The sequence below is a fragment of the Paraburkholderia rhynchosiae genome, from assembly GCF_002879865.1.
GTDB lineage: Bacteria > Pseudomonadota > Gammaproteobacteria > Burkholderiales > Burkholderiaceae > Paraburkholderia > Paraburkholderia rhynchosiae.
In genome coordinates this window covers 1-25941 of the sequence record NZ_PNXY01000044.1, presented here as the reverse complement: position 1 = coordinate 25941, position 25941 = coordinate 1, and the positions used below count along the sequence as shown (strand labels likewise).

Annotated in this window: 24 protein-coding genes and 1 pseudogene; 23 read left to right on the top strand and 2 right to left on the bottom strand. The window is 59.7% G+C overall.

The annotated features are described in order from the left end of the window. Nucleotide 1 precedes the first annotated feature (1 nt). The 23 genes from C0Z16_RS33195 to C0Z16_RS33080 all read left to right on the top strand — a co-directional run bounded on the left by C0Z16_RS33195 (nt 2) and on the right by C0Z16_RS33080 (nt 25252). The gene (locus C0Z16_RS33195; RefSeq protein ID WP_102636241.1) at nt 2-748 is read left to right on the top strand and encodes an ABC transporter ATP-binding protein; all 747 of its coding nucleotides are present in this window, start codon (nt 2-4) and stop codon (nt 746-748) included. Further along, a complete protein-coding gene (locus C0Z16_RS33190) occupies nt 738-1460 on the top strand; it encodes an ABC transporter ATP-binding protein (RefSeq protein ID WP_102636240.1) in 723 nt (240 codons plus the stop codon). Before C0Z16_RS33195 ends, C0Z16_RS33190 begins: the two co-directional genes overlap by 11 nt. Before the next feature lie 49 nt (nt 1461-1509). Then, nucleotides 1510-2259 (top strand): SDR family NAD(P)-dependent oxidoreductase, encoded by a 750-nt coding sequence (locus tag C0Z16_RS33185; protein WP_102636239.1) that lies wholly within the window; start codon nt 1510-1512, stop codon nt 2257-2259. 70 nt (nt 2260-2329) lie between these two features. Then, a complete protein-coding gene (locus tag C0Z16_RS33180; RefSeq protein ID WP_102636238.1) occupies nt 2330-3394 on the top strand; it encodes an alcohol dehydrogenase in 1065 nt (354 codons plus the stop codon). 99 nt (nt 3395-3493) lie between these two features. Continuing rightward, nucleotides 3494-4981, top strand: coding sequence for an aldehyde dehydrogenase family protein (locus C0Z16_RS33175; protein WP_102636237.1), 1488 nt, complete (start codon nt 3494-3496; stop codon nt 4979-4981). Between the two features lie 174 nt (nt 4982-5155). After that, nucleotides 5156-6358: an acyl-CoA dehydrogenase family protein gene (locus C0Z16_RS33170; protein ID WP_102636236.1), complete on the top strand. Its 1203-nt coding sequence runs from the start codon at nt 5156-5158 to the stop codon at nt 6356-6358. 24 nt (nt 6359-6382) lie between these two features. After that, entirely contained in the window at nt 6383-7156 is a 774-nt protein-coding gene (locus C0Z16_RS33165; protein ID WP_102636235.1) for an enoyl-CoA hydratase/isomerase family protein, read from the top strand. A 1-nt stretch (nt 7157) separates the two neighbouring features. Then, the gene (locus C0Z16_RS33160; protein ID WP_102636234.1) at nt 7158-8354 is read left to right on the top strand and encodes a CaiB/BaiF CoA transferase family protein; all 1197 of its coding nucleotides are present in this window, start codon (nt 7158-7160) and stop codon (nt 8352-8354) included. 38 nt (nt 8355-8392) lie between these two features. After that, on the top strand, nt 8393-9325 hold the full coding sequence (locus C0Z16_RS33155) for a BKACE family enzyme (protein ID WP_102636233.1): 933 nt from the start codon (nt 8393-8395) through the stop codon (nt 9323-9325). A 128-nt stretch (nt 9326-9453) separates the two neighbouring features. Then, the gene (locus tag C0Z16_RS33150) at nt 9454-10224 is read left to right on the top strand and encodes an enoyl-CoA hydratase (protein ID WP_102636232.1); all 771 of its coding nucleotides are present in this window, start codon (nt 9454-9456) and stop codon (nt 10222-10224) included. Nucleotides 10225-10373: 149 nt separating this feature from the next. Next, a complete protein-coding gene (locus C0Z16_RS33145) occupies nt 10374-11093 on the top strand; it encodes a FadR/GntR family transcriptional regulator (protein ID WP_102636231.1) in 720 nt (239 codons plus the stop codon). Between the two features lie 47 nt (nt 11094-11140). Beyond that, nucleotides 11141-11806, top strand: coding sequence for an acrylate utilization transcriptional regulator AcuR (gene acuR, locus C0Z16_RS33140; protein WP_244201447.1), 666 nt, complete (start codon nt 11141-11143; stop codon nt 11804-11806). A gap of 49 nt (nt 11807-11855) precedes the next feature. Continuing rightward, nucleotides 11856-13244 (top strand): MmgE/PrpD family protein, encoded by a 1389-nt coding sequence (locus tag C0Z16_RS33135; RefSeq protein ID WP_158244560.1) that lies wholly within the window; start codon nt 11856-11858, stop codon nt 13242-13244. Nucleotides 13245-13349: 105 nt separating this feature from the next. Continuing rightward, nucleotides 13350-14348 carry an oxidoreductase gene (locus C0Z16_RS33130; RefSeq protein ID WP_102636229.1) on the top strand — a complete coding sequence of 333 codons (999 nt, stop codon included), beginning with the start codon at nt 13350-13352 and terminating at the stop codon, nt 14346-14348. Between the two features lie 160 nt (nt 14349-14508). Continuing rightward, a complete protein-coding gene (locus C0Z16_RS33125; RefSeq protein ID WP_279635091.1) occupies nt 14509-15669 on the top strand; it encodes an acetyl-CoA C-acyltransferase in 1161 nt (386 codons plus the stop codon). Between the two features lie 35 nt (nt 15670-15704). Further along, nucleotides 15705-16463, top strand: a complete 759-nt coding sequence (locus C0Z16_RS33120) for an SDR family NAD(P)-dependent oxidoreductase (RefSeq protein WP_102636228.1) — start codon at nt 15705-15707, stop codon at nt 16461-16463. A 39-nt stretch (nt 16464-16502) separates the two neighbouring features. Further along, nucleotides 16503-17363: a MaoC/PaaZ C-terminal domain-containing protein gene (locus C0Z16_RS33115; RefSeq protein WP_102636227.1), complete on the top strand. Its 861-nt coding sequence runs from the start codon at nt 16503-16505 to the stop codon at nt 17361-17363. A 203-nt stretch (nt 17364-17566) separates the two neighbouring features. After that, nucleotides 17567-18439: an HpcH/HpaI aldolase/citrate lyase family protein gene (locus tag C0Z16_RS33110; RefSeq protein WP_102636226.1), complete on the top strand. Its 873-nt coding sequence runs from the start codon at nt 17567-17569 to the stop codon at nt 18437-18439. A 219-nt stretch (nt 18440-18658) separates the two neighbouring features. Beyond that, the gene (locus C0Z16_RS33105) at nt 18659-19846 is read left to right on the top strand and encodes an ABC transporter substrate-binding protein (protein WP_102636225.1); all 1188 of its coding nucleotides are present in this window, start codon (nt 18659-18661) and stop codon (nt 19844-19846) included. Between the two features lie 309 nt (nt 19847-20155). After that, complete coding sequence (locus tag C0Z16_RS33095; RefSeq protein WP_102636223.1) at nt 20156-20509, top strand: hypothetical protein; 354 nt, start codon at nt 20156-20158, stop codon at nt 20507-20509. Between the two features lie 952 nt (nt 20510-21461). Beyond that, on the top strand, nt 21462-22628 hold the full coding sequence (locus tag C0Z16_RS33090) for a porin (protein ID WP_244201446.1): 1167 nt from the start codon (nt 21462-21464) through the stop codon (nt 22626-22628). A gap of 93 nt (nt 22629-22721) precedes the next feature. Next, complete coding sequence (locus C0Z16_RS33085; RefSeq protein WP_102636254.1) at nt 22722-23840, top strand: amidohydrolase family protein; 1119 nt, start codon at nt 22722-22724, stop codon at nt 23838-23840. Nucleotides 23841-23890: 50 nt separating this feature from the next. Further along, on the top strand, nt 23891-25252 hold the full coding sequence (locus C0Z16_RS33080) for an MFS transporter (RefSeq protein WP_208638660.1): 1362 nt from the start codon (nt 23891-23893) through the stop codon (nt 25250-25252). Nucleotides 25253-25256: 4 nt separating this feature from the next. Here the strand turns inward: C0Z16_RS33080 and C0Z16_RS39075 are convergent. Continuing rightward, nucleotides 25257-25594, bottom strand: a pseudogene (locus C0Z16_RS39075) (IS3 family transposase); the annotation flags it as partial. A 155-nt stretch (nt 25595-25749) separates the two neighbouring features. Next, nucleotides 25750-25941, bottom strand: a 192-nt coding sequence (locus C0Z16_RS38450) for a hypothetical protein (protein WP_208638659.1), incomplete at its 5' end; no start/stop codon positions are given.

Genomic DNA, 25941 nt, shown 5'->3' with positions numbered 1-25941 from the left:
CATGAGCAACGACGGTTCGTTTCTGTTGAGGACACGTGGTCTCTCGCGCCGCTTCGGCGGACTTCTCGCGGTGTCGGACCTGAATCTGGACATTCGCAAGGGCGAGATTCTCGGCCTCATTGGCCCGAACGGCGCGGGCAAGAGTACGACCTTCAATCTGATCAGCGGATTCATCAAGCCGAGCGCCGGAAAGCTCGAGATTTTCGGTCGGGAGTGCACGGGCTGGTCGCCCACGAAAATCAGCCGCATGGGACTCGTGCGGACGTTTCAGCACAGCAGTTACATGCGCACCATGACGGTTCGCGACAACATCCTGCTGGGCACCGTTCATGGGATGGCTCGCGCGAGCCAGACTGAGCGCAAGCTCCGCGTCGAAGAGACGGCGGACATCCTTGGCGTGACACCGTATCTCGAGAGTCTGGCCGGCACGCTTCCGCACGGGATACAGCGGCTGGTGAGCATCGCGATTGCATTTGCCGCTCGCCCGAAACTGCTTTGTCTGGATGAGCCATTGACGGGCCTGAACCAGACAGAAGTGGTGTCGACGCTCGATGTGTTCCGCGCGATTCGCCGCGAATTTGACTGCACGATCCTGCTGGTCGAACACAACATGAAGGCCGTTATGTCGGTATGCGACCGGCTGGTTGTTCTACATCACGGACAGCAACTGGCGACGGGTACTCCGGCGGAGATCCGCACCAACGAACACGTGATCGCCGCGTACCTGGGGAAACGTCATGACAAGTGAACAGTACTCCCTTGAAGTCGAAGGGCTCTGCGCGGCCTATGGCGGTGTCCCCGCGATCAACAATGTTTCGCTGAAAGTCGCGCGGGGCAGCGTGGTGACCATGATCGGCGCCAATGGTGCGGGGAAATCGACCGTCATCAAGTGTGTGTGTGGTCTGGTCAAGCCGACAGCGGGAAGTGTCAGGCTATTCGGCGAGGAGGTCACTGGGCTGTCGCCGGACCGACTCGTGCAACGAGGCCTTGCTGTCGTTCCGGAAGGGCGTCGCCTTTTTGTCGATATGAGCTTTAAGGAAAACCTCGAACTCGGCGCCTACACGATAAAAGATCGCGCTGCGATCGCTCGCAATATGGAGCGCGTACTGGCGCTTTTCCCGGATCTGAAAGACCGGCTTTCGACACTCGCAGGCTCCTTCAGCGGCGGTCAGCAGCAGATGGTTGCGGTTGCGCGCGCGTTGATGAGCGAGCCGCGCATCATCCTGCTCGACGAACCGACTATCGGGTTGAGTCCTGCGATGGTCGAACGCATCGCCGAACTCATCACGGAGATTTCCAGAACGGGCGTCGACATTCTGGTCATTGAGCAGAACGCAGAAATCGCTCTCGAGATCTCGGACCGGGGCTACGTACTCGAAGGCGGGAGCGTGATTGCCGAGGACGACGCAAAGACGTTGGCGCTGAGCGAAGACGTCCAGAAAGCATACCTGGGAACGTGATCGTTCAGGCACAAATCAATCAGCTGAAGGTGAACGGGAGAAGAGCGACGTGGGCAGACTCGACGGCAAGGTGGCGTTTGTAACCGGGGCGGGTGGCGGAATCGGCAGGGCGATTTGCGAGCGCTTTCTCGCGGAGGGCGCACGGATAGCGGCTATCGACATCAATCCGGATGTCGCCGGCGAAGCTATCGCGGGAGCGGCGCACGCCGACGCGATGGCGCTGGCATGTGACGTCAGCAGCGACGACGAGGTAAAGGAGTCGATCGGACGCACCGTACGCTCGTTCGGTAAGGTAGATGTGCTGTGCAATATAGCCGGCGGCTCCAGTCTGCTTGACGGTCCCGTTACCGAAGTGCCCCTCGACGAGTTTTGGCGCACCATCAAGCTCGACCTGTTCGGCACCTTTCTGTGCTGCCGGCACACTATTCCGGAGTTGATCCGCGCAGGCGGCGGGTCGGTGATCAACCTGACGTCGATGGCGGCTGTGATGGCGTTACCCGGACGCGACAGCTATACCGCTGCTAAAGGTGCCGTCGCATCGCTCACTCGATCGATGGCCGCGGAATATGCCAAGCATTCCATTCGCGTGAATGCGATCGCACCGAGCGTCACACTTACGCCGAGGGTCAAGTCCCGAATGGAGATCAACGACGCCGCGCAAAAGTTGAAATCCATCCACCTGCTTGGCTTTCTGGAGCCGATGGACATCGCGCATATGGGTGTCTATCTCGCCTCCGACGAATCGCGCCGGATGACAGGCCAGATTCTGTCCGTGGACAGCGGGGCGTCGGCGGTGTGACTCAACCGCGTCTGTGCACGATAAATCAGCGGCCGGATCCGGCCAACCCTTTTTCCTGGGAGAATGACTAATGAAACTGTGGGCTGTGGTTACCAATGGTGAGCCGTTGCAGGCTATCGAAATGGATGATCCGGAACCGAAGGGTGCAGAAGTTCTTCTCGACGTTTCCCATTGCGGTGTTTGCCATTCCGATCTGCATTTCTGGAAAGGCGAATACAACATGGGGAATGGTAAAGTCCTGCGGATCACCGATCGGGGTGTCACCCTTCCCAAGGCGCCCGGCCACGAAGTGGTGGGACGTGTGGTTGCTTGCGGGCCGGACGCCACCGGCGTCAACAAGGGGGACCGGCGCATCGTCTACCCATGGATCGGTTGCGGGGTATGCGACAGATGCAAAGCGGGCGAAGACAACATGTGCGTCAAGCAGTCGAGCATCGGCGTTGTACGCCACGGCGGTTTTGGCTCTCGCGTTCTGGTCCCGCATTCCCGATATCTGGTGGACCCGGGCGATCTCGATCCCGCAGTGGCTGCAACTTACGCGTGCTCCGGCATCACGGTGCTCTCTGCAATTCGCAAGCTTGCGATCACGGATCCCGATAGTGCGGTTCTCCTGATCGGCGCGGGCGGTCTTGGCCAAGCGGCGATCGCGATGCTCATCGCACTCGGCCACCGCAATATTGTGGTGGTCGATGTCGACGATTCGAAACGGCAAGCCGCTCTTGCGTCAGGTGCGACTGCCGTCATCGACGGAACCGCGGAAGATCTCGGGGAGCAGATCGCCCAGGCCGCAGGCGGTCCCGTTCTCTATGCAATGGATTTCGTGAACCGGTCAACGACGGCGAAAGTCGCGTTCGACAGCTTGGGCAAGGGCGGCAAGCTGGTGCTGGTGGGCGCCGCGGGCGGTGAGCTCGAACTGTCGCTGGCCGGCATGATATTTCTACCGCGCAGTGTGATGGGAACGCAAACGGGCACCCTGCAAGATCTGAAAGATGTCGTCGAGATGGCGCGTTCGGGCAAGCTGAAGTCGATCCCCATCGACCATATGCCGTTCGACGAGGCGAATGAGGCATTGCTTCGCCTGAAGTCCGGCAAGGTCACGGGCCGACTTGTGCTCGAACGACCGGAAGTGGGCTGATCGGATCTCGATGGCGAGCCGGCCCGCCGCATGCATGCAGGACCTAGTCACAATTCGCATGTGCGACCGGGAAAGAAAGACGAGTTTAAGGAACACGACATGAATGATATTTCGAAGCCGCCTGTAGTCAATTTCCTTGCCAATCCCGAGAAGGATCACTTCATTGACGGCCAGTGGAAGCCGTCGCTCTCAGGTGAGCGGGTGGACAGCTTCAATCCGGCTAACGGGCGCGTGCTGGCAAAACTCGCGCGTGGCACGAAGGACGATGTCGACGTCGCTGTCGCAGCAGCGCGCCGCGCATTCGAGGGACCGTGGAGCCGGTTCACACCGCACCAGCGTCAAGCATTGCTGATCAAGGTCCACGACCTGATCGAAAAGAATTATGACGAGTTGGCTTTGCTGGAGTCGCTCGATATGGGCGCGCCCGTCGCACGCACTGCCGGGGTGAAGAACTGGATGCTGCAAGTCATCATGTACTTCGCCAGTCAAACAATGAACTGCAATGGGCAGACCATTCAGAACTCGCTGCCGGGCAATTTCACGACCATGACGATCCAGGCGCCGGTCGGCGTGGTGGGCGGCATCATTCCGTGGAATGGCCCGCTGATGAGTCAGTGGTGGGTTGTGGGTGCGGCTTTGGCGACAGGTTGCACCGCCGTGATGAAGCCGGCGGAAGATGCTTCGTTGACGGTCTTGCGAACGGCCGAGCTTTTGATCGAAGCCGGCGTCCCTCCGGGCGTTGTGAACGTCGTGACGGGGCTCGGTTCGGAAGCGGGGGCCGCCCTGGCGTCGCATCCGGGCGTCGACCGCATTGCATTTACCGGCTCCACGCAGACGGGGCGGGAAATCATCAAGGCGTCGGCGGGGAACATGAAGCGCTTGCAACTCGAACTGGGGGGCAAATCGCCAGACATCGTGTTCGCCGATGCGGATCTCGACAAAGCTGTGCCCGGAGCGGCGATGGCCGTTTTCTCGAACACTGGGCAGGTTTGCTACGCCGGCACGCGCCTCTTCGTCGAGCGCAGCATTCACGAGGCATTCGTCGAGCGACTCGTCGCTTTCGGCAAAACACTCAAGGTGGGTGACCCGCTTGACCCGACGGTTCAGCTTGGCCCGCTGATTTCACAGCGGCAGCTCGACCGTGTCATGAGCTATGTGTCAATTGGCGGCAAGGAAGGCGCGCAGCTGGCGTCGGGCGGCGGCCGGGTGGGGGGCGCGCTGGCCGGGGGATATTTCATCGAGCCGACGATATTCTCCAACGTCTCCAACTCGATGACCATTGCCCGGGAGGAGATTTTCGGCCCGGTCATTTCGGTGATTCCGTTCGACACGGCGGACGAAGCATTGCGCCTTGCGAACGACACCGAATACGGTCTCGGCGGCGCCGTGTGGACCCGCAGCGTCAACACCATGACGAAGATGATGCACGGCATCAAGGCGGGCACTGTATGGGTGAATTGCTACGGCGTGGTGGATCCCGCGGTGGGGTTCGGCGGATACAAGCAAAGCGGCTATGGATGGAAGGGCGGCCCGCAGCATGTCGACGGCTTCCTTTACCAGAAAAGCGTGTGCATCAACGGCGATTAGACCGGTGACCTGAGAGGGCAGTTGTGCGGCTGGCTCCCACGGGAGCAAAGCGCCGATTGTCGGTGCGGGGAGCAAAAACCTGTAGATAAAGTCACCGTGATTGCAATTATTTCAATGGTTGATATTTGAATCGTGGCATGGTAGATTTGGAACTGAGAAGAACGGAGGAGCGAAATGGACACAGCTACAACGGAGCTCGCAGACAGCCTGCGCACCCTCGGTGCCTGGGAGATGCCGGAAGAACTGCGCATGCTCGAGGACACGGTCCGCCGGTTCATGACCAACGAGGTCATTCCCCTTGAAGAAAAGCTGCCGCACGACGCCTACGCGTTGCCGGAAGGGCAGCTCAAGGAACTGCAAGCCAAGGCAAAAAGTCTCGGACTGTGGTGCGTTCAGAGTCCGGAGGAATACGGCGGCGCGGGTCTGAACCTGCTGGCGCAATGCATCGTGGCGGAGGAATCGGCGAAATGCCGCATGGGCGCCTATGTTCCGGCGTGCGGCGCGTTTGGTTTCGATCCGCCCAGCATCATCTTCGGCGGCACGGAAGCGCAGATTCGACAGTACGCGGTGCCGAGCATCGAGCGGGGCGAGAAAGCGTTCTTCGCGATCAGTGAGCCGAGTGGCGGCTCCGATCCGGCCCGCGCGATCCAGACCAAAGCCGAGCGTGTCGGCGACCACTATGTGCTGAACGGCAGCAAGATGTGGATCACGGCCGCGAACGAGTCGCGCTGGGGCGTCGCGTTTGCTCGCACGGGTCCGTCTAAAAGTCGCGATGGCGTGTCGGCATTCATCATTGACATGGATCGGCCAGGGGTCAACGTCACGAAGATCCCGGTGATTCGCTCCTATGCGCCGTACGAAGTGCACTTCGATAACTACGAGGTGCCTGAGGAAAATCTGCTGGGTGTCGAGGGGCGTGGTTTCGAACTGGTCGACAAGCTCCTCGTGCATGGGCGCGTTCCGTATGCGGCCGGAACGCTGGGTGTGGCCAGTGCGGCGTTGCAACTGGCGATCGACTGGGCCAAGCAGAGAAAGACGTTCGGTGCGTTGCTGAGTGACCGGCAGGCGATTCAGTGGATGATCGCCGATTCGGAAATCGAGCTCCAGGCTGCGCGTCTGATGGTGTATCGCGCGGCATGGAAGGCCGACCTCGGGCAGGACATGAAGGTCGATGCCTCCATGGCCAAGGTGCTCGCCACGGAGACGGCCGGCCGTGTGGTCGACCGATGCATCCAGATTCTCGGCGGCATGGGCGTCGCGCAGGAAATGCCGTTGGAGCGCTGGTATCGCGAAATGCGGATCAAGCGCATCGGCGAAGGTCCTTCGGAAGTTCAGCGCATGGTGGTCGCACGGCACCTGCTGGGTTCCCGGTCCTGAAGGTTAGTGAAAGAGGGAGACGCAATGACAATCGAATACCAGGTCGACGATGGCATTGCCGTCATCACGATCAACCGTCCGGAGCGCCTCAACGCAATGGACCTCGAACACTATCAGGGGCTGTCCGAAGCATGGCGCCGCGTGAGGGACGACGCGCAGGTTCGCGTGGCGATCGTCACCGGTGCGGGCGAGCGGGCATTTACGGCGGGCGCCGACATCAAGAGTTTCGTTTCGCAGCCGACGGAAATGTCGGAGATGTGGTTGACGCAGCGTGACCAGTTGCTCAACCGCGGGCTCGAAGTGTGGAAGCCCGTCATCGCGGCGGTGAATGGGCTGTCGATGGGCGGCGGTATGACGCTGATGTTCGCCACTGATATCCGGGTCGCCGCGGAGCATGCAACGTTCAGTCTTGCCGAGGTCAAACGTGGCATTGTGGCAGGCAATGGCGGAACCCAGCGGGTGATGTCGCAAATCCCTTATGCGCTCGCCATGGAGTTGACGCTGACCGGCGACACGATCGACGCGCAGACGGCCTATCGCTGGGGCCTGGTCAACAAAGTCGTTCCAAAAGAACAACTGATGGACGCCGCCATGGATTACGCGCGACGTATCGCAGCCAATGCGCCGCTCGCGGTTCAGGCCGCCAAGGAGTTGGCGATCCGAAGCCGTGACATGGATCTGAATACGGGGCTCCGTGTCGAGCAACTCGTTCAGCGACTGCTACAGGCGACGCAGGATGCAAAGGAAGGGCCGTCCGCGTTTGCGGAAAAGCGGCCGGCCAGATTTCAGGGGAACTGACATGACACGCGATTTGCCACTGCGCGGCGTCACGGTGATCGATCTGGGCCAGGTATACAACGGCCCGTATGCCACGTTCCTGATGGCGATGGCAGGAGCGGAGGTGATCAAGATCGAACCGCCGGGCGGCGAGAATCTCAGACGCCGGAGCGTGGTCGGAGGCGCGGCGCTGCCTTTTGCCATGCTCAACTCGAACAAGAAGTTCATGACCCTGAATCTGAAAACCGGGCGCGGCAAGGAACTGCTTGGACAGTTGGTCGGGAAAGCGGATGTGCTGCTGGAAAACTTCGCACCGGGTGTGATGGATCGCCTAGGCGTCGGTTACGACGCGCTCAAGGCAATCAACCCACGTTTGATCTACGCGGCGGGCACGGGCTACGGATCGACTGGCGGCTATAAGGATCTGCCGGCCATGGATCTGACCATCCAGGCGATGTCCGGCATTATGAGCGTGACAGGTTACGAAGATCGTCCACCGGTCAAGTGCGGCCCCGCGATCTGTGACTTCTCGGGCGGCACTCACCTCTATGGTGCGGTGATGACGGCGTTGTTCGAGCGGGAGCGCACGGGTGTCGGGCGCAAGGTCGAAGTCGCAATGATCGAGGCGGTCTACGCGACCATGAGCTCCAATCTCGGCTTGTGGTACGGCTCGGGTGACACGGCGCCGTCACGAACAGGAAACCGGCATGGCGGCATGGCCGAGTCACCGTACAACGTGTACGCCGCATCGGATGGCTATATCGCTGTGCTGTGCGTCGGTGAAACGCACTGGCAATCGCTGCTTCAGGCGCTCGGCCGGACCGATCTGAAAGACGATCCGCGCTTCTCCACGCTGAAGGAACGCGTCAACCGGATGGACGAGGTCGACGAGATCGTCCAGGCTTTTACGGAATCGAAAAGCCGCGACGCGCTTGCCGACATTTTCCGCCGATACCGCGTGCCGTTTGCACCCGTGCGCAATCTGACGGAAGTCACGTCGGACGAAGAACTTCACAAGAACGGCTTTCTGAACAATATCAGCCATCCCGAGTACGGCGATGTCGTCGTGTCCCGATCGCCGATGCGCTACGAGGATATGGAGTTGCCGGAGATCGTGCCGAGCGGTCAGCTTGGCTGCGACAACGAAAAGGTTCTCACGGAACTGCTGGGTCTGGATCAATCATCGATTGAAGCACTGCGAGAGGACGGCGTCATCTGACGCGGCGTCCCCCGAGATCAACGTTTTAGGAGTGAGACATGGGCAACAAAAGAAAAGTCATCATCTCGTGCGCCTGCACGGGCGCCGTCCACACACCTTCGATGTCCCCCTATCTGCCGATCACGGCAAAGCAGATCGCAGAGGACGCAGTCAAGGCAGCCGAAGCCGGCGCAGCGATCGTGCATCTGCACGCGCGAAACCCCGAAAACGGCCGACCGGACCAGAGCCCGGAGGCTTTTGCGCCTTTCCTGAAGGAAATTAAGGAAAGAACGGACGCGGTGGTGAATCTGACCACGGGCGGCAGCCCCTACATGACCATCGAGGAGCGGGTGCGGCCTGCTGCCGTCTTCAAGCCCGAGGTGGCATCCCTGAACATGGGGACGATGAATTTCGGCCTCTATCACATGCTCGACCGCTTCAAGGAGTTCAAGTTCGACTGGGAGCGAGAGTATCTGGAAAAGTCGCACGACCTGATTGCGCGCAACACGTTCAGGGATATCGAGCATATCCTGCAGATGGGTTCCGAGAACGGCACGAAGTTCGAGTTCGAATGTTACGACACGAGCCATCTTTATAACTTGCGCCATTTCTATGATCGCGGGCTGGTCAAAGGGCCGCTCTTCATCCAGACCGTGTTCGGCATTCTCGGCGGCATCGGCATTCACCCCGACGATATCGCCCACATGAAGCGCACCGCGGATCGCCTGTTCGGCGACAACTATCACTGGTCGGTTATCGGCGCGGGCGCGAGCCAGATGAAGGTGGCGGCAATGTCGTTGGCAATGGGCGGGAATGTGCGCGTTGGTCTGGAGGATTCGCTGTGGAAGGGGCCGGGCGCGCTGGCGCAAAGCAGCGCGGAGCAGGTCAGCACCGTGCGCAGGATCATCGAAGGACTGGGGCTTGAGATTGCGAGCCCAGATGAGGCTCGCGAAATCTTGCAGCTCAAAGGACGATCCGGCGTCGCATTCTGATTCGAGGCGCCGCGCAATAGCGCACATGCTCGGCCTGTTGTTAGTAGTGCGCAGTGGTGCGGCGCTCGGAATCATGATCGAAAGAAGTGCGAACACTAATCGGATTTAGCGAACGAAGGAAAACGCTCATGATCGACTGCACCATCGATGACCACATCGCGCTTGTCACGTTGAATCGCGCGCCGGTCAATGCCTTTACCGCCGAGGGACTTCTGCAGTTCAAGCAGTTGATTCTCGAATTGAACATGAACCGTGCCGTGCACGCGATCGTGATTACCGGCAAGGGGGAGAAATTCTTCAGCGCCGGCGCCGATCTCAGCACGTTCGCCGAAGGCGACAAAGCGATGGCCCGGTTCATGGCGCAGCGCTTTGGCGAAGCATTTGAAGTCCTTCAGGAAGCCCGGCCGGTAGTCATCGCCGCAATCAACGGCTATGCAATGGGCGGTGGCCTCGAATGCGCACTGGCGTGTGACGTGCGCATTGCCGAACAGCATGCGGTGATGGCTCTGCCGGAACCGGCTGTTGGCCTCCTGCCGGCCGGCTGCGGTACCCAGACACTGCCGTGGCTGGTCGGCGAAGGCTGGGCCAAGCGCATGATTCTCACGGGTGAGCGCGTCGATGCAGACACCGCGCTTCGTATCGGGCTGGTCGAGGAAGTCGTTGGCAAGGGGGAGGCGCTGGAGGCCGCGCAATTGATGGCGCAGCGCGTGAGTACACTGAGCCCGGCAGCGGTGGCGTCCTGCAAAGGGCTAATTCACAGCGCGCGTCAGGGCGTTCCTCGGCGCGCGGCCCTCTCGCTGGAACGCGAGAGGTTCGTGGATCTGTTCGATGGAGAAGATCAGCGGGAGGGCGTGGCGGCGTTTCTGGAGAAGCGGCGACCTGTATGGGCGAGCCGGTGACGCCTGTGGGCAACGCGAACGAAGAGGCGCCGTCGCCTTCCGTTGTCTCGCCCCGTGAGCGTGAAATCTGCGTGATGTCAACATTTATGCGGAAAAAGATATAATCAGTTCAATGGTGAATTTTTTAATCTTTTTCGTGGCTCGCTAAGATGAACGACCAAACCCAACTCGGCGTGATCGATGTCCCCAAATCGTGCGACATGCTGGCCGCGCGCTTGCGCAATCAGATTCTCTCTGGAACCTACGCTGCCGGGCAGCAGTTGCCCGCGGAGCGCGAGCTCATGGAGCAAACGGGCGTGAGTCGGAATTCGGTGCGGGAAGCACTGCGGATTCTCGAAACCGAGGGTCTCATCACCACGCGGTTGGGGCGCTACGGCGGTTCGTTCGTCTGTCAGCCGACTGATGAGATGTTTTCCAGGTATCTGACGATCTTCTCACGCTCGCACAGTATTCCGCTGAAGTCGCTGGTTGAAGCGCGTCAGGCACTGGAGCCGCAGGTGGCGTTGCTGGCTGCGCTCAATCGGACCGAGGAAGATCTGGTCGCACTGGCTCAAGGCATTCGCGAGCTCGAGGAATCGCAGGATTCCGCGTCGTTTCTGGATATGAACATGCGGTGTCACCTGTTGGTTGCTACCGCGGGGCACAACCAGCTGTTGCAGGTTTTTCTCACGTCCCTGTCCAGTTTGATTCGCGACATTGCGGGAGAAATGGAAGACATCGTGGTCACCAGCGTCAAAAAGGACGTGGTGCGCTTTCATCATCAACTGCTGGATGCGATCCGCAAGCAGGACGCGGATGCGGCGGTGAGGCGCATGACGCGTCACATCAAGGCATACGAGGAGCGTTTTGCAAGCGCGCTGTCGCAATGAACAGGATGAGCTGCTCACGGCATGGGCCGGCTGGATCCGGTGACGACATGACAGACTTATCGCCGGCCTCGAAAAAGCCGGAAATGCTTAAGCTTGCGGCGCCGAAGCGACGCCGGCTGGCGCGTGGCGAATCGCGCGACGAAGTCATCCGGCAAGGCACTGCATTGCTCACCGAACACGGTTTTCTCGCGACCGGTATCGATGAGGTGTTAAAGCGAGCGGGCGTCCCGAAGGGCTCGTTTTACCATTACTTCAAAAGTAAGCAGGACTTCGGTGAAGCTGTTCTCGACAACTATCTTCAGTTTCTCGGGAAAAAGCTCGATCGGACCGTTGGGGACGAAACGCTCGCCCCGCTCGAAAGGCTGCAGGCGTTTGTCGAAGAGGCCAAGCGCGGGTTGAGCAAGTACGATTTTCGCCGAGGGTGTCTCGTTGGCAACCTCGGTCAGGAACTGGGCGGCATCGACGACATGTTCCGCTCCCGGCTGGAGGCAGCGTTCCGATCGTGGGAAGCGCGCTTTGCGGGTTGCCTCGAGGAGGCTATTCGCGTTGGGCAACTTGCGCAGGACGCGGATGCCGGCAGGCTTGCACGTTTTTTCTGGATCGGCTGGGAAGGAGCGATTTTGCGCTCGAAGCTGATGCGCTCTGCCGAGCCGCTCGACCACTTCGCGGATATGTATTTCGACGTCGTGCTTCCGCGTCGTCGCATCGCCTGAAACGATCTGCCGGAGTTTGTAGTCGACCAGTCTACTAATAGGAGGCCACGTGGTTCAACCGAGTTCAAGCGCTGCGCCAAAAGGCAGAGACGACACCCATGGCTTCACGTGGCCGCTCGCGCAGTTCGCCCATCAAATCCGGTGGGGCGATTTGCCGTCCGCTGTCCAGCATGAAGCGGTCAGGGCGTTCGTCAATTGGGTTGGCTGCGTCTACGGTGGCGCCTCGCACCCAGCCACGCGAAGCGCGATGAGCGCCTTGGGCGAGTTGTCGGCCACCGGAAAATCCACGGCGCTCGGACACGCGCGCAAGATGGACCCGTTGGACGCGACGCTCGTCAACGGCCTCGCTGCGAGCGCCAACGCGTATGACGACACGCATCTTTCGACCATCGCTCACCCCACCGCGCCTACTGCGGCGGCCTTGCTGGCTCACGCCGAACTTCACCGGGTCTCGGGGCCGGATTTCCTGTTGGCGCTGATTATCTCTAACGAGATCCAGAGCCGGCTGAGTTGCGCGCTGACCGTCCCGCCCGCCAGTTGTCAGTTGGGCTTTTACATGACCGGCCTCACGGGCGCGCCGGGCGTGGCGGCCGGCGTCGGCAGATCGATGGGGCTGTCCCAACAACAGCTCGTCTGGGCGATCGGGATTGGGGCGACGCAAGGCGCTGGTTTCCGGGCCACGCACGGCACCATGTGCGGCGGCTTTGTTCCCGCAAATGCAGGGCGTAGCGGACTTCTCGCCGCTCGCTTTGCCGCGGCCAATTTCACGTGCCACGAGGACGCGCTAGGCGGCCCCAATGGCTTCCTGCAGGTGTTCGGTCAGCCACCCAATCCCGCGGCTTTGACGGATCGGCTTGGCGAGCGCTACGAGTGCATGAATGTCGCTGCCAAACCCTATCCGGCAGGCTGCCTGGTTCATCCGTTGATCGAAGCCTGTCTGCAGCTCGTCGAGTCGGAAGCGTTTTCTTCTGATGACGTCGCGCGCATCGAACTCGAGGTCAGCAAACTTGGTCTCGGGTTGACCGGCAAGCGCGAGCCACAGCACGCCTACGATGCACAGGTCAGCATTTTTCATTGGGCGGCCGCCGTCATTCATAGCCGCCGCGCAGCTCTGGAAGAAGCGAGTGATACGTGCGTTCTCAATCCAGCAGTCATCGAGTTGCGCAAGCGGGTCGTGGCGACCGTTGCCGACGATCTGCAGGCCGACTCGGCACGTGTCGCAATTGTATTGCGTGACGGCCGGAGATTGAAGGCTGAGGTGGGGCCGTGCCTGGGATCGGCTGCGCGTCCCATGACCGACGAGCAGGTAGAGGCGAAGTTTCTGGCGCAGACGGAGCCGGTCCTTGGCGCGGAGCGTGCGTATCAGCTGGTCCGCCACTGCTGGGATCTGCCCTCTGCTGACGACGTCGGCCGCGCGGCACCAGGTTTTTGGGGGTGATGCAGGAATCCGGCAAGTAGCCACGCTGGAGTTATCGCTCTGTAAGTCTTCTATGTTTCATGCTTTGTGTTTATAGACGACCAGTCTACTACTAGGGGAATCGACATGATCCAATCACCGTTCGCTGCTTTCGTTATCGAGAAATCAGAGGATTCCGTTCGCGGCAAACTGACTCAATTGACCGCCGAACAACTGGACAAAGGCGAAGTCACCATTCGCGTCCACTACTCGAGCGTCAACTATAAGGATGCGCTGGCTGCAACGGGCGCGGGGAAGATCATCCGTCGCTTTCCGTGCGTAGGTGGCATCGACATGTCCGGCGAAGTGGTCGAGAGCGAAGATCCGCGGTTTCGCCCCGGCGATAAGGTGATTGCCACGAGCTTTGACATCGGCGTTTCGCATCACGGCGGGTACGCCCAATACGCTCGCGTGCCGGCAAAGTGGGTCGTGCCGATGCCTGCGGGCTTGTCGCTGCTCGATGCCATGGCGCTCGGCACAGCGGGTTTCACCGCGGCGCTCGGCATCGTCCGGATGGAGGACAACGGACTTGCGCCTGATAACGGACCGGTAATCGTCACCGGCGCCACCGGCGGTGTCGGTGGCTTGGCGATCGACATGCTCGCGCGGCTTGGGTACAGCGTAGTGGCGCTGACAGGCAAGGAAACCGAGCAGGACTATCTGCACGGACTCGGCGCATCCGAAGTGAAGCTGACGTCGAGCATCGATCATCAGAAGGTACGGCCAATGGATTCCGCGCAATGGGCCGGCGCGGTCGACAACGTCGGCGGCCCGATTCTGCATTGGCTCCTCGCGACGATGAAGCAGGCGGGCACCATCGCCTGCATCGGCAACGCGGCGAGCTCCACGCTCGAAACGACGTTGTTTCCATTCATGCTTCGCGGCGTCAGCGTGCTGGGCGTGGACTCTGGCTTTATGGGCTTCCCGATGCGTCAGCGAGTATGGGATCGCCTCGCTACGGATCTCAAGCCGCGTCACCTGGAAGAGATGACGAAAGTGATCAGTCTGGAACAGTTGCCGCATGCCTTCGAAGATTTTCTGAAAGGCCGGATCAAAGGCCGCACGGTGGTCAAGGTGATCGACTGAGCGACATTGCGCGCGTCGCGCTGCACGAAACGAGCGCTATTTTCCAACAGATGACCGGCCGTTCCGCGCATTCCAAGCAGAAGTGGCCGGAAGTTAAATCGGAGTACTAAAAGTGAACGACTCTGCGAATCCAAACGCTCAACGCGACTCGATTGTCATCGTGGGCGCCGCGCGCACGCCGATGGGCGCGTTTCAGGGCGATTTTGCGTCACTTGCTGCGCACGATCTCGGCGGCGCCGCGATCAAAGCAGCCGTCGAGCGGGCCGGTGTGACGGCCGACAGCGTTGGCGAAGTGTTGTTCGGCAACTGCCTCATGGCCGGGCAGGGACAGGCGCCCGCCCGTCAGGCGCTCTTCAAGGCAGGCCTGTCGAAGAGCACCGGCGCGGTGACCTTTTCCAAAATGTGCGGCTCGGGCATGAAGGCGGCGATGTTCGCACACGACATGCTGCTGGCCGGGACGCACGAAATCATGGTCGCCGGTGGCATGGAGAGCATGACCAACGCACCCTATCTATTGCAGAAGGGGCGCGGCGGCTACAGGATGGGGCACGACAAACTCTATGATCACATGATGCTGGACGGACTCGAAGATGCCTATCAGCCGGGGCGGTCGATGGGGACGTTTGGAGAGGAGTGTGCTGACAAATATTGCTTCAGCCGTGAAGCGCAAGATGCGTTCGCAGTCGCCTCGGTGATGCGGGCACGGCAGGCAATTGAAAGCGGTGCGTTCGAAGCGGAGATTGTGCCTGTGACCGTCAAGGAGCGGAGAGGCGAGCGTGTCGTCAGCGTCGACGAGGGGCCTGGCAAGGCGCGCCCGGAGAAGATCGCGCAGATGAAGCCGGCTTTCAGGAAGGACGGCACTATCACTGCGGCGTCCAGTTCATCCATCAACGACGGCGCGGCGGCCCTCGTCATGATGACCGGGCGAACCGCGGCGCGTGTCGGCGCGAGGCCCCTCGCGCGTATCGTTGGTCACACGACTCATGCTCAGGAACCCGAATGGTTCAGTACCGCGCCGATCGGGGCAACGCAGCACCTCCTGCACAAAATCGGCTGGAAGGTGACGGATGTCGACCTCTGGGAAATCAACGAAGCGTTTGCCGTGGTGCCGATGGCACTGATGGAAGAACTGAAGGTCGGGCACGACATTGTCAACGTCAACGGTGGAGCGTGCGCGCTCGGCCACCCGATCGGGGCGTCCGGGGCGCGAATCCTTGTCACGCTCCTGTATGCGCTCGCCGCACGCGGCCTTAAGCGCGGTGTCGCGACACTTTGCATCGGCGGCGGCGAAGCCACGGCCGTCGCGCTGGAACTGATGTAGCCATCGCGGGCGACGACAATCAAAGGAGGCATGTCGTGGAGATCAGAAACAAGGCGTTTGTCGTCACAGGGGGCGCTTCCGGCCTCGGCGAAGGGACCGCGCGCAGCATCGCCGAGCGCGGTGGAATCGTCGTGATCGCGGACATGCAGGTCGAGCGTGGAGCGGCAGTCGCCGATGAAATCGGCGGTTCTTTCGTCCGTTGCAATGTGGCGGACGAAGAGGATGCCCGCGCCGTGATGGACAAGGCCCGGTCGTTAGGAAAGTTGATGGGTCTCGTGAATTGTGCGGGCGTTGCGCCCGCGGAGCGCATTATCGGCAAGTCGGGCGCGCACTCGCTGGCCTCGTTTTCGCGGACCGTGACGGTCAACCTCGTAGGCACGTTCAACATGCTGCGCCTCGCCGCAGAGGCCATGTCCGGTAACGAACCGGAAAGCACTGGCGAGCGCGGCTGTCTTATCTCGACAGCTTCGGTCGCCGCATACGACGGGCAGATCGGTCAGGCTGCCTACAGCGCTTCCAAGGGCGGCGTGGTGGCGATGACGCTGCCTATCGCTCGCGATCTCGCGCGACACGGCATTCGCAATATGACCATCGCGCCGGGGATATTCGGGACGCCGATGATCTTCGGGATGCCCGCTTCCGTGCAGGAATCACTCGCGGCCAATGTGCCATTTCCGGCGCGCCTCGGCACGCCGGAGGATTTCGCGAAGCTCGTGATCCATATCTTCGATAACGACATGCTCAATGGCGAGGTCATTCGACTTGACGGCGCGATCAGGCTCGCGCCGAAGTAATTCACACATAGAGGTTTAATCAGCGAGCGAGGGCAAGCCATGAGCATCGACTACCAGCAACTGAAGAATTGGAAGATCCCGCCCGAAGAGACGACCTATGCCGCGAAGGACTCCATCCTCTACGCGCTTGCCTTGGGCTTGGGCGCCGACCCGACTGACGTCACGCAACTTCCGTTTGTATACGAGGAGGGGCTCAAGGCGCTCCCTACGATGCCGCTGACCCTCGCGTATCCTGGGTTCTGGTTGAAAGATCCCGTTACGGGGGTGGACTGGCAGCAGACACTGCACGGCGAGCAGAGTATCGAAATTCATGCGCCGTTTCCCGCCGCCGGCACGGTTGTAGGAAAAATCTGGGTTGAGGAGATTCTGGACAAAGGTCCTCAGAAGGGAGCGCTCGTGTATGCGCGCGCATCACTGAGCGACAAGGCGAGCGGTGAGCTCTTGTGCTCGCTCGCGGCGACCATGTTCTGCCGTGCGGACGGTGGCTTTGGCGGTCCTGCCGGACCCGTGAAAGAGGTGCATCGAATACCTGAGCGCGCGGCAGACGAATCGTGCGACGTTCCGACTTTACCCCGCTCAGCCTTGTTATATCGCCTCACCGGCGATGCAAACCCGCTGCACGCGGATCCCTCCATTGCGCGGAAGGCCGGTTTCGAGCGGCCCATTCTGCATGGTCTATGCACCTTCGGCGTTGCGGGGCACGCGCTGCTTCGGACTCTTTGCGATTACGAACCGTCACGCATGCGCCGCATGGAAGCGAGGTTTTCCGCCCCCGTGTATCCAGGCGAAACGATCCGCACGGAGGTATGGCGTGAGACGAAGGGGCGTGCGAGCTTTCGGTGCCGCGCCGTCGAGCGCGATCTTGTTGTGCTCAACAACGGTCTATTTGAATACGACTGAATGAATTAACGGCTCGGCATGCAGCGCGACTCGCCGTTTTGTCAGGAAAACAGGGCCGCGGGACGCCGCGTCAGCCGTCCGGGATTGATCTCGCCGAGTTGAAATCGTGCCGCACCGAGCAAGCCCATGTTTTAATGATCGACCATTGCAATGATTGAAATGACGTGCTTTAATGGCAGAAACTCATCTAGGGAGACACGCGTATGCTGACGAGATCTCTGCTGTTCGTCCCGGGCGACAGCGAGCGCAAGCTTGCCAAGGCGTTGCAAACACGCGCCGATGTTCTGATCCTTGATCTGGAAGACTCAGTGTCGGGCGAACGGGCCGAGATGGCGCGCAAGATCGTCAGGGCCTGCCTCGATGATCAGCCCAAGGTGTCACGCCGGCATCAGCTGTGGGTGCGCACCAATGCGCTCACGCACCCCGAGGCGATGGCCGACATCGTGGCGGTGGTGGGCGGCGAGCCGGACGTCATTCTGCTGCCGAAAACCCGCAATGGCGACGACGTGGTGCTTCTGGATCACTACCTGACGGCACTCGAAAGCCGCGAGGGGGTGGAAGCGGGCGCGATCAAGATTGCGCCCGTCGTGACCGAGACGCCTGAATCGGTTCTCGCCATGCGCAGCTACATCGACTGCAGCAAGCGGCTTTGCGGCATGACCTGGGGCGCGGAGGACCTATCTACCGCCGTGCAGGCAAGCACGAATCGTCTGCCGGACGGATCGCTGGAGTACACGTACTGGATGGCGCGGTCGGCCTGCCTGCTCGCCTCGCGTGCCGCCGGAGTGGAACCGATCGACACGCTCTTTGGCGACTACAGGGATCCGCAAGGCCTGGCGGACGCGGCGCGCGCCGCGCGTCGAGCGGGATTTTCCGGAAAGGTCGCGATTCACCCGGATCAGGTCGACGTTATCAACGAAGCGTTCAACCCGAGCGAGGAAGAAGTGCGTTATGCCCGGGAGGTGGTGGAAGCGTTCGGCGAGCAAGGCACGGGCACAGTTGGTCTGAACGGGAAGATGCTGGACATGCCCCATCTGAAGCAGGCGCGGTTGGTGTTGGCACAGGCGGGGATGTAAGCCCATCGTTGATGCTGCTAAAGGCCGCGACACTCGTAGCCGGTAGTGCACGAAACTAATTGGGCAACTCGCGCGCTTCATCCTGGTGGATAGTGCCGCCGAATAATTTCGCATAACGAAACGAAGTAGCGGAACAGGTAGTTCGGTACCACAACTGCCTGATCCTCTGGCGCGAAGAACCGTATAAACAGAAAATCTGAAATCCCGGAGGAGGGAGACATGAATTACAAGGCTCGAACGAGACTTCTGGCCACGTTGACCGTGGCTGCCGGAACTATGGTGTTCGCCAGTGCGAAAGCGGACGAAATCATCAAGCTCGGGCTGTCGGTTCCGCTCTCAGGCTCCGCCGCGGTCTGGGGGAAGGGCGGTGATTGGGCTTGCAAGAAAGCATCGCAAGAGATCAAGGATGCCGGTGGCGTCAAGGTCAAAGGAAAGGTGTACAACTTCGAATGCCTTGCGTACGACAGCAAATTCAACGCGGCTGACGGCGCCAAGGTCGCTCAAACACTATTGAACCGCGACGGTGTCAAGTTTATCGACGGCGTGATCGGCACGGCGCCGTCTGAAGCGATTCAGGCATTGACGGAGCGTCAAGGCGCCCTGCTCTTCACAGGCGCATGGGGCGCCCGTTATAAGGGGCCCAGGTTTCCGCTGACGTTTACACAAATCAATACCCCTCATGAGATGTTGCCCACATTGATCAAGTATGTGACGCACACATACGCGCAGGCCCGGACGATGGTGTTGCTCAACGCGAACGATGCCACCGGCCGGGAGACTGAGGCAATTTCGCGTCCATTGTGGGAGAAAGCCGGCCTCAAGGTCCTGACAAGCGACTACTGCGAGCGCGGAACGACCGAGTTTCAGCCTATCGCTGCTCGGCTCGCTTCGCTCAAGCCCGACATCGTCGATCTCGGAACACTGCCTCCTGCGGATGCGGGGCGGGTGTTCGCCGAACTCAGCGTGCTGGGTTTCAAAGGCGTCAAGGTGCTGGAGGCCGGCACGGGCGCCGACGGCATCAAGGCAACGGGCGGAAGCGCCATCGAAGGGGTGTACATGGGGGCCGCAATCCCGTTCGAAGGGCCGGATGTGACCGAGCATCAACGTTCGCTCAACAATGAGGCTCGCGCCTTCCTCGGTGAATCGCTCAATGCACCCGAGGTGAGCTTCTATGACGCTACCTACGCAATCAAGGCTGCGATGGAGAAGGCGCAAAGCATCGAACCGAAAGATGTTGCCGGCGTCATGCAATCGGTCCGATTCAAGACGTTTTACGGTGGCGAAACGGGTTTTGGCGGCAAAGACATTTACGGCTCCAATCAGCAGATGGTGTTGCCCGTTCTGGTCACTCAGATCGAGAACGGCAAACTTGTCGAGAAGGCACGATTTGCGGGAAATCGCAACTGATGACGTCAATCATCTCGGCGCAAGTTTAAGCAATCCGGAGGGCGAGTATGAATTGGGACACTTTGACGCTTTGCTACCAGGCCGAGAGAGAAAAAGCGGCCAATGCCGCCAACGCGGACGACGCGGCGTTGTGGCGATGGTTCTGTGCGCTGTTCGAGGAAGGCAGACTCCGTTGGTGTCGTTCTGCCAATGGGTGGCTTGTGAGCGTCGACCACAAGCATCTGTCGACGGAAGCGAGCTTTTACGAGGCAATTCGCGTTGCCCGGGAGCGCCTCGATGTGGGCGTCCGGCATGCTCGGAGGCAGAAGAATGCCGTTCAATAAAGCGGTGACGAACGTGCTGCACGAGCGGCACAGGGAAAGTGCGCTTTCATTCGACCTCTCTAACGGACGTCTCCGGTACTTTCACAACGAAAGACTTGTTGTCGAACTTCTGCCTCCCAATTCATGGACGTTCGTCGCCACAGTGGCCAGCAACAGTCATTGGGGCACGCGACCCAGCCAGGAAGATCTGCTCGCGGTCCTGAGCGCCTTCCGAAACACCTATCTAAACCCTTACCGGCGCAGGCCGCAGGCTGAGTGGTTTGTCCACGCATTTTCGACGTCGCTCGGCAGTCTGGACATCATCAGAAAGCTCGGCACGCGTTGGCGCACGTCGATATGATTCGTTCACGGTAGCGCCACTTACTAGGACGGGTGTGAAGCGTTTTTTCTCGCGCCTTGCTCCCGAGCGGAGGCATCATGGATTTTCGCTATCTTTTCGAAGATCTGGCAGAACTCGACAGATCGATGCTTCGCCTAGCTGTCCGTTGGATAGCATGTTCCGCGGGTCTGGCATTGCTCGCCGAACTAGCCCTGCTTGGCTGTTGCTAACCACGCTACATGAGCGCACGCTCACCGCATGTCGGCGCCATTAAGTCCTCGCCTCTGCCCGCGTCGCATATCACCGCAGCCAACGACAAGGACTACATAGTGGTAAACATCAACCATTTCAATGGTTGATGTTTGGTGGGGTGCATGCTAGATTGAAGGTGCTGACATAAAATACACTACAGCGGATCGAAGAGTTAAAGCGTGCATGAATCGATTTTTCAATCATTCTTCGATTGAATTAGACGATTCGGTGTGCGTAGTAGATTTTCGGAGGCTAACGTATCCAATCGCAAAGAATAAGATTCAGCAGAAAAACATATTACCCCACTTCTGGAGGAGACAATATGCATTGTCCAGTCAAGCCGAGCGTCAACCGGCGTCGCGGTCCTGTCGTTGAGAGCGGCAACGCCGTCTTCATTTGCAATATGCGGATGAGCGGCACACATTTGCGTCCTGAGCGCGTTGTCGTTGTGCGCCCACGTACCCGCGTTCGCGGATCGTAACCCGCACTCACAGCTAGCACTCATGCGCGGACAGGTCTGAATCGTCCGCAATCGAAGCAGGTTCGTACCGAATCGTCGACCGCGCCCCGCGAAACCAACCAACAGCTGAGCTTTTTCATTGGCTGGGCAAACCGGGACGTGAGGGTATTGCTCGTCAATACACAGGAGGCGCCGGGCCACGACAATCAAAGTCATGCATATCCATATTATTAAATAGGATAACGAATGATGAAATTGAAGATGAAAAGGACACTTGCTTTGTGCGCGTCGCTTGGTGCGATGTCTACTGTCGCTCATGCGCAAAGCTCCGTCACCCTTTACGGGATTCTCGACGAAGGCGTGATGTATCAAAGCAATGTCAACGGCGGCAAGCGTGTGTTCATGGACTCGCTGGGTGGCATTAACGGCAGTCGCTGGGGAATGACCGGCACGGAGGATTTGGGTGGCGGCCTGAAGGGTATCTTCACGCTAGAGTCGGGCATCAATCTGAACAACGGCAATTTCGCTCAAGGCGGCACGCCGTTCGGACGCCAGGCCTTCATCGGCTTGAAGAGCGATCGTTTGGGGAGCCTCACGCTCGGTCGCCAGTACGACATGATTTTCTACTTCCCGGAACCGATCACGGTAGCAGGAATGGTCGGGTCGGTTATGTTTGCGCACCCCGGCGACCTCGACAACACTGCCAACTCCGTGCGCGTGAACAACGCGGTCCGCTACATGAGTCCAAGTTACGCCGGTTTGAGCTTCGGCGCCGAATACAGCGTAGGCGGCGTGGCGGGAAACACTACGGCGAACAGCGGATATTCGATTGGCGCGGGCTATCAGGGAGGGGGGCTCTCACTGGGGGCCGCATTCGAGTACTTCAAGAACCCGACCTCGGTGACAGCGGGATCGGGCTTCTTCACGAACAATGCCAATGGGGCGTCCCAACTCTCGCAATCACTCAACAAGGGATACGCCACCGCGTCGGCGTACCAGTTGGCGGTGGTGTCGGCAAGTTATACGATAGGACCTGTCACGCTTGTCGCATCAGGTTCCAACATTCAATATGCGAACCTGGGCGGTGTTTTGGCGGGCCAGACAGCGCGTTTCAATAACGGAGAGCTTGGCGCACGATACGCCTACAGCCCGTTTCTGTTTTTCTTCGTCGGCTATGACTATCTGATAGGAAAGGGCGTGAGCACGACAAGTGGTTCGACGATCGGCAATCAGCACTACCATCAGGTGGCGTTTCTGTCCGACTACTTCCTCTCCAAACGCACCGACGTCTATCTCGCGCTTGGCTGGCAGAAGGCGTCGGGAACGTCGTCGACTGGCGCGCCGGCGGTGGCCGACTTCACCAATCAGGGCGATTCGTCGAACAACCACCAGTTCGTCGTTCGTGCCGACCTGCGGCACAGGTTCTAGCGTTCACACGCAGCAATCGAGCGGAACGGACAGCCCGTCAGCGGCGAGGCGTAGCTTCCCGTCCACATGCACGCAACAGGCAAGGATCTGATCATGGACCATAGCGAACAGACCGATTTTCGAGGTAATCGAATCAGAAGCAAGCAGGCGCTTGACGACTGGCACGCCACGGTCGTTCCGGAAGCCGCGTTGGAACCGGATTTGCCAATCGTCGATGCGCACCACCACTTGTACGGCGAGCCCACCGATACGCATCATTACCGGCTGGAGCACCTCGGCAAAGATCTCGCGGGCGGCCATAGGGTGATCGACACCGTGTATATCGAGGCCTATTTCTCGGGGTGGCGGCAAAGTGGACCGGAGGCGATGAGGCCTGTTGGCGAAGTGGAGTTGATCACCAGCCTGACGAAAACCCCGTTAGCAATAGATGGTGGCCCGTGCCAGGTGGCCGCGGGTATCGTTTCGCATGCGGATCTAATGCTCGGCGATCGCGTCGCCGACGTACTCGAAGCCGAGCGGGAAGCCGGGCACGGACGTCTGCGTGGCGTGCGTCATATGTCGGCCTACAACGATGGCGTCGTAGGCAAGACAATCGCGAATCCGCCGAAACAGTATCTGCTGGCCGACCCGGTTTTCCGCCGCGGCATCGCGCAGCTCGAACGTTTTGGCCTCAGTTTCGACGTGTGGGCGTACCACTACCAACTCTCCGATCTCATGGATCTCGCCGATGCATTTCCGGCGGTGCCCATGATTCTGGACCACGTTGGCGGTGTCATCGGGGTGGCGGAGTTCCGCTCGCGGCGAGCCGAAGTGAGGACCCAATGGGCGAGCGATATGCTCAAGTTAGCCGCGCGGCCCAACGTGTATGTGAAGATCGGCGGTCTCGGCATGCCCGTCTTCGGTTTCGGATTTGAAGAGAGGGAGCGGCCGGCCAGTTCGGAGGAATTGGCGTACGCCTGGCAGCCGTTTATTGACACCTGTGTGCAAACGTTCGGACCGGAACGCTGCCTATTCGAGAGCAACTTCCCAGTCGACAAGCAGTCTTGTGCCTATACGGAACTTTGGAACGCGTTCAAGCTTGCCACGCGCTCCCTGTCGGCAGACGAACGCAAGGATATGTTCTACCGGACGGCATGCCGCGCCTATCGGCTGCCGGCGCTTGAGGCCACGGGCGATCGGATCGGCACTCGTACTTTGGGCATTGGAAGGTAGCACCGGTATCTTACGGACGCACTAGAAAGTCGTTCAAAAGCAAGGAACTAATGATGCAGAGTGATACTCCCTTTGAGTACAAGGATGTGTCCGCGGAAGCTGGAAGTGACGAAGTGACGGTCATTAACCGCAAGATAGCCTGGCGCGTCATTCCGCTCCTATTTATTTGTTACATCGTCTCTTACCTTGATCGCATCAATATCAGCGTAGCGAAATTGCAGATGACCGGTGACCTGCACTTCAGCAACGCTGTATATGCGTTTGGTGCAAGCGTCTTCTTTTGGGGCTACGTACTTTTCGAAGTACCAAGCAACCTTCTGCTCAGCAGGTTTGGCGCCCGAGTCTGGATCGCGCGGATCATGATAACGTGGGGCCTTTTTTCCGCAGCGGTAGCGTTTGTTGAACCAATTGCAGGCTTCTTAGGGCTATCATCCGCAACAGTATTTTTCATCGTGCGCTGTCTTCTCGGGGCATGTGAAGCAGGCTTCTTCCCGGGCGTCATTCTGTATTTGAGTTACTGGTACGCGCCGCGGGGGCAGAGCCGCGTCTTGTCCGGCTTCCTTCTCGCCCTGCCGGTTGCCACGATTATTGGTGCGCCACTTTCCGGGTGGCTGCTCCTGTCGATGAACGGTGCAATGAACTTCAGGGGGTGGCAATGGATGTTCGTCATTGAGGGCCTGCCTGCTGTGGCACTTGGACTGGTCGTGCTCGCGTTTTTGTCTGAGCGTCCGGAGAACGTGAGTTGGCTGACGAGGGATCAAAAAAGTTTGGTGGTCGACCAACGAGCCAATCGACAGGCAGAACGAAATGACAGCTTCTCTCATGCTTTGAGAGATGTAAGATTGTGGATTCTATGCCTTATCTACGTCCTGTACGGAACAGGCTTTTATGGTATTGCGTTCTGGTTGCCAACCATCATTCAGTCCGTCGGCGTTAAAAGCACTTTCCATATCGGATTGTTCACCGCGGTGCCTTGGGCTGTCTCAGCCGTCTATATGGTTTGGCACGCAAACCACGCACGTAAGTCTTTAGATCGGCGATGGCACACCGCTCTTCCGATTCTTTTCGGTGGGTTTGGCATAATCATGAGCGCCTGCAATTCAGATAATCTTGTTTTGTCTCTGCTCTTCATGTCAATCGCTCTTTCCGGGCTAATGGGAGTGATGACCGTCTTCTGGACGCTTCCCGCGGGATTTCTTTCCGGTACTGCAGCGGCGGCAGGCATCGCCGTCATTTCTTCAATTGGGAGTCTCTCGGGGATCCTGGGGGCGTTCGTTTCAAGCGTTGGACTTGATTTGACGGGAACTATGCGTAGCGGAACATACATCCTTGGCACTTGCGTGCTGCTTTCGGGGCTCGTCGCGGTGCTAGCACCGCGAAGCTTGTACGCCTCGGGCACAGGCGACTCCTAGGGATAGCAGAGTCACTACTTGATGAAAACGCCCCGTAGTCACCCTTCATCGCCTTCGCGAATCTTTGCGCCATGCCGTTACCTTGCAGACTGGGGCACCGGCGTGGTCAATGGCTTCAGGCCGACTCCAGAGGCGAAGGTTCGGGTTCCCTGCGCGGTATAGCCCCAGCCGTTGTCCGTCAGCCATTTGATTTCCGTCCGCGCCTTCAGGACGTTGCAAAAGCGGTTCTGAGCGGCTGCCAGCACGACATCACGCACCACGTCGCCGCTGTGGCCGCCAGTCGTCGCCGCCCCAACTCGTTGCCTCACGGTCACAGAAATTGAATGGGAACGTGACGCGGACTCTCTGAAGCGGTCTTTGGTTCAGGTCGACGGGATGAAAGATTTGCTGCATGCCTACCAGTTATCGAGCGCGGCAATGCATGGGGCGGCTCGCAGCGTTGGACTCGCCGACTGATCGAATGGGGCATCGGGTCAAGCTGATGCCGGCTAAGTTCGTCAAGCGTAGAACGAAGGAAAGTTGTCACCGGCCAACGCTCGCCCGGACGAGGTCGAAGCCTCGTAGTTGACGACTAATGAAATGGTCCGCCCCACCTCTCCAGACGCGCTAAGCTGGGAAGGCGACTGTAACGGGAGATGATCATGGACTACGCGACGCTCGTTGGGATCGACCTTGGCAAGCAAACCTTC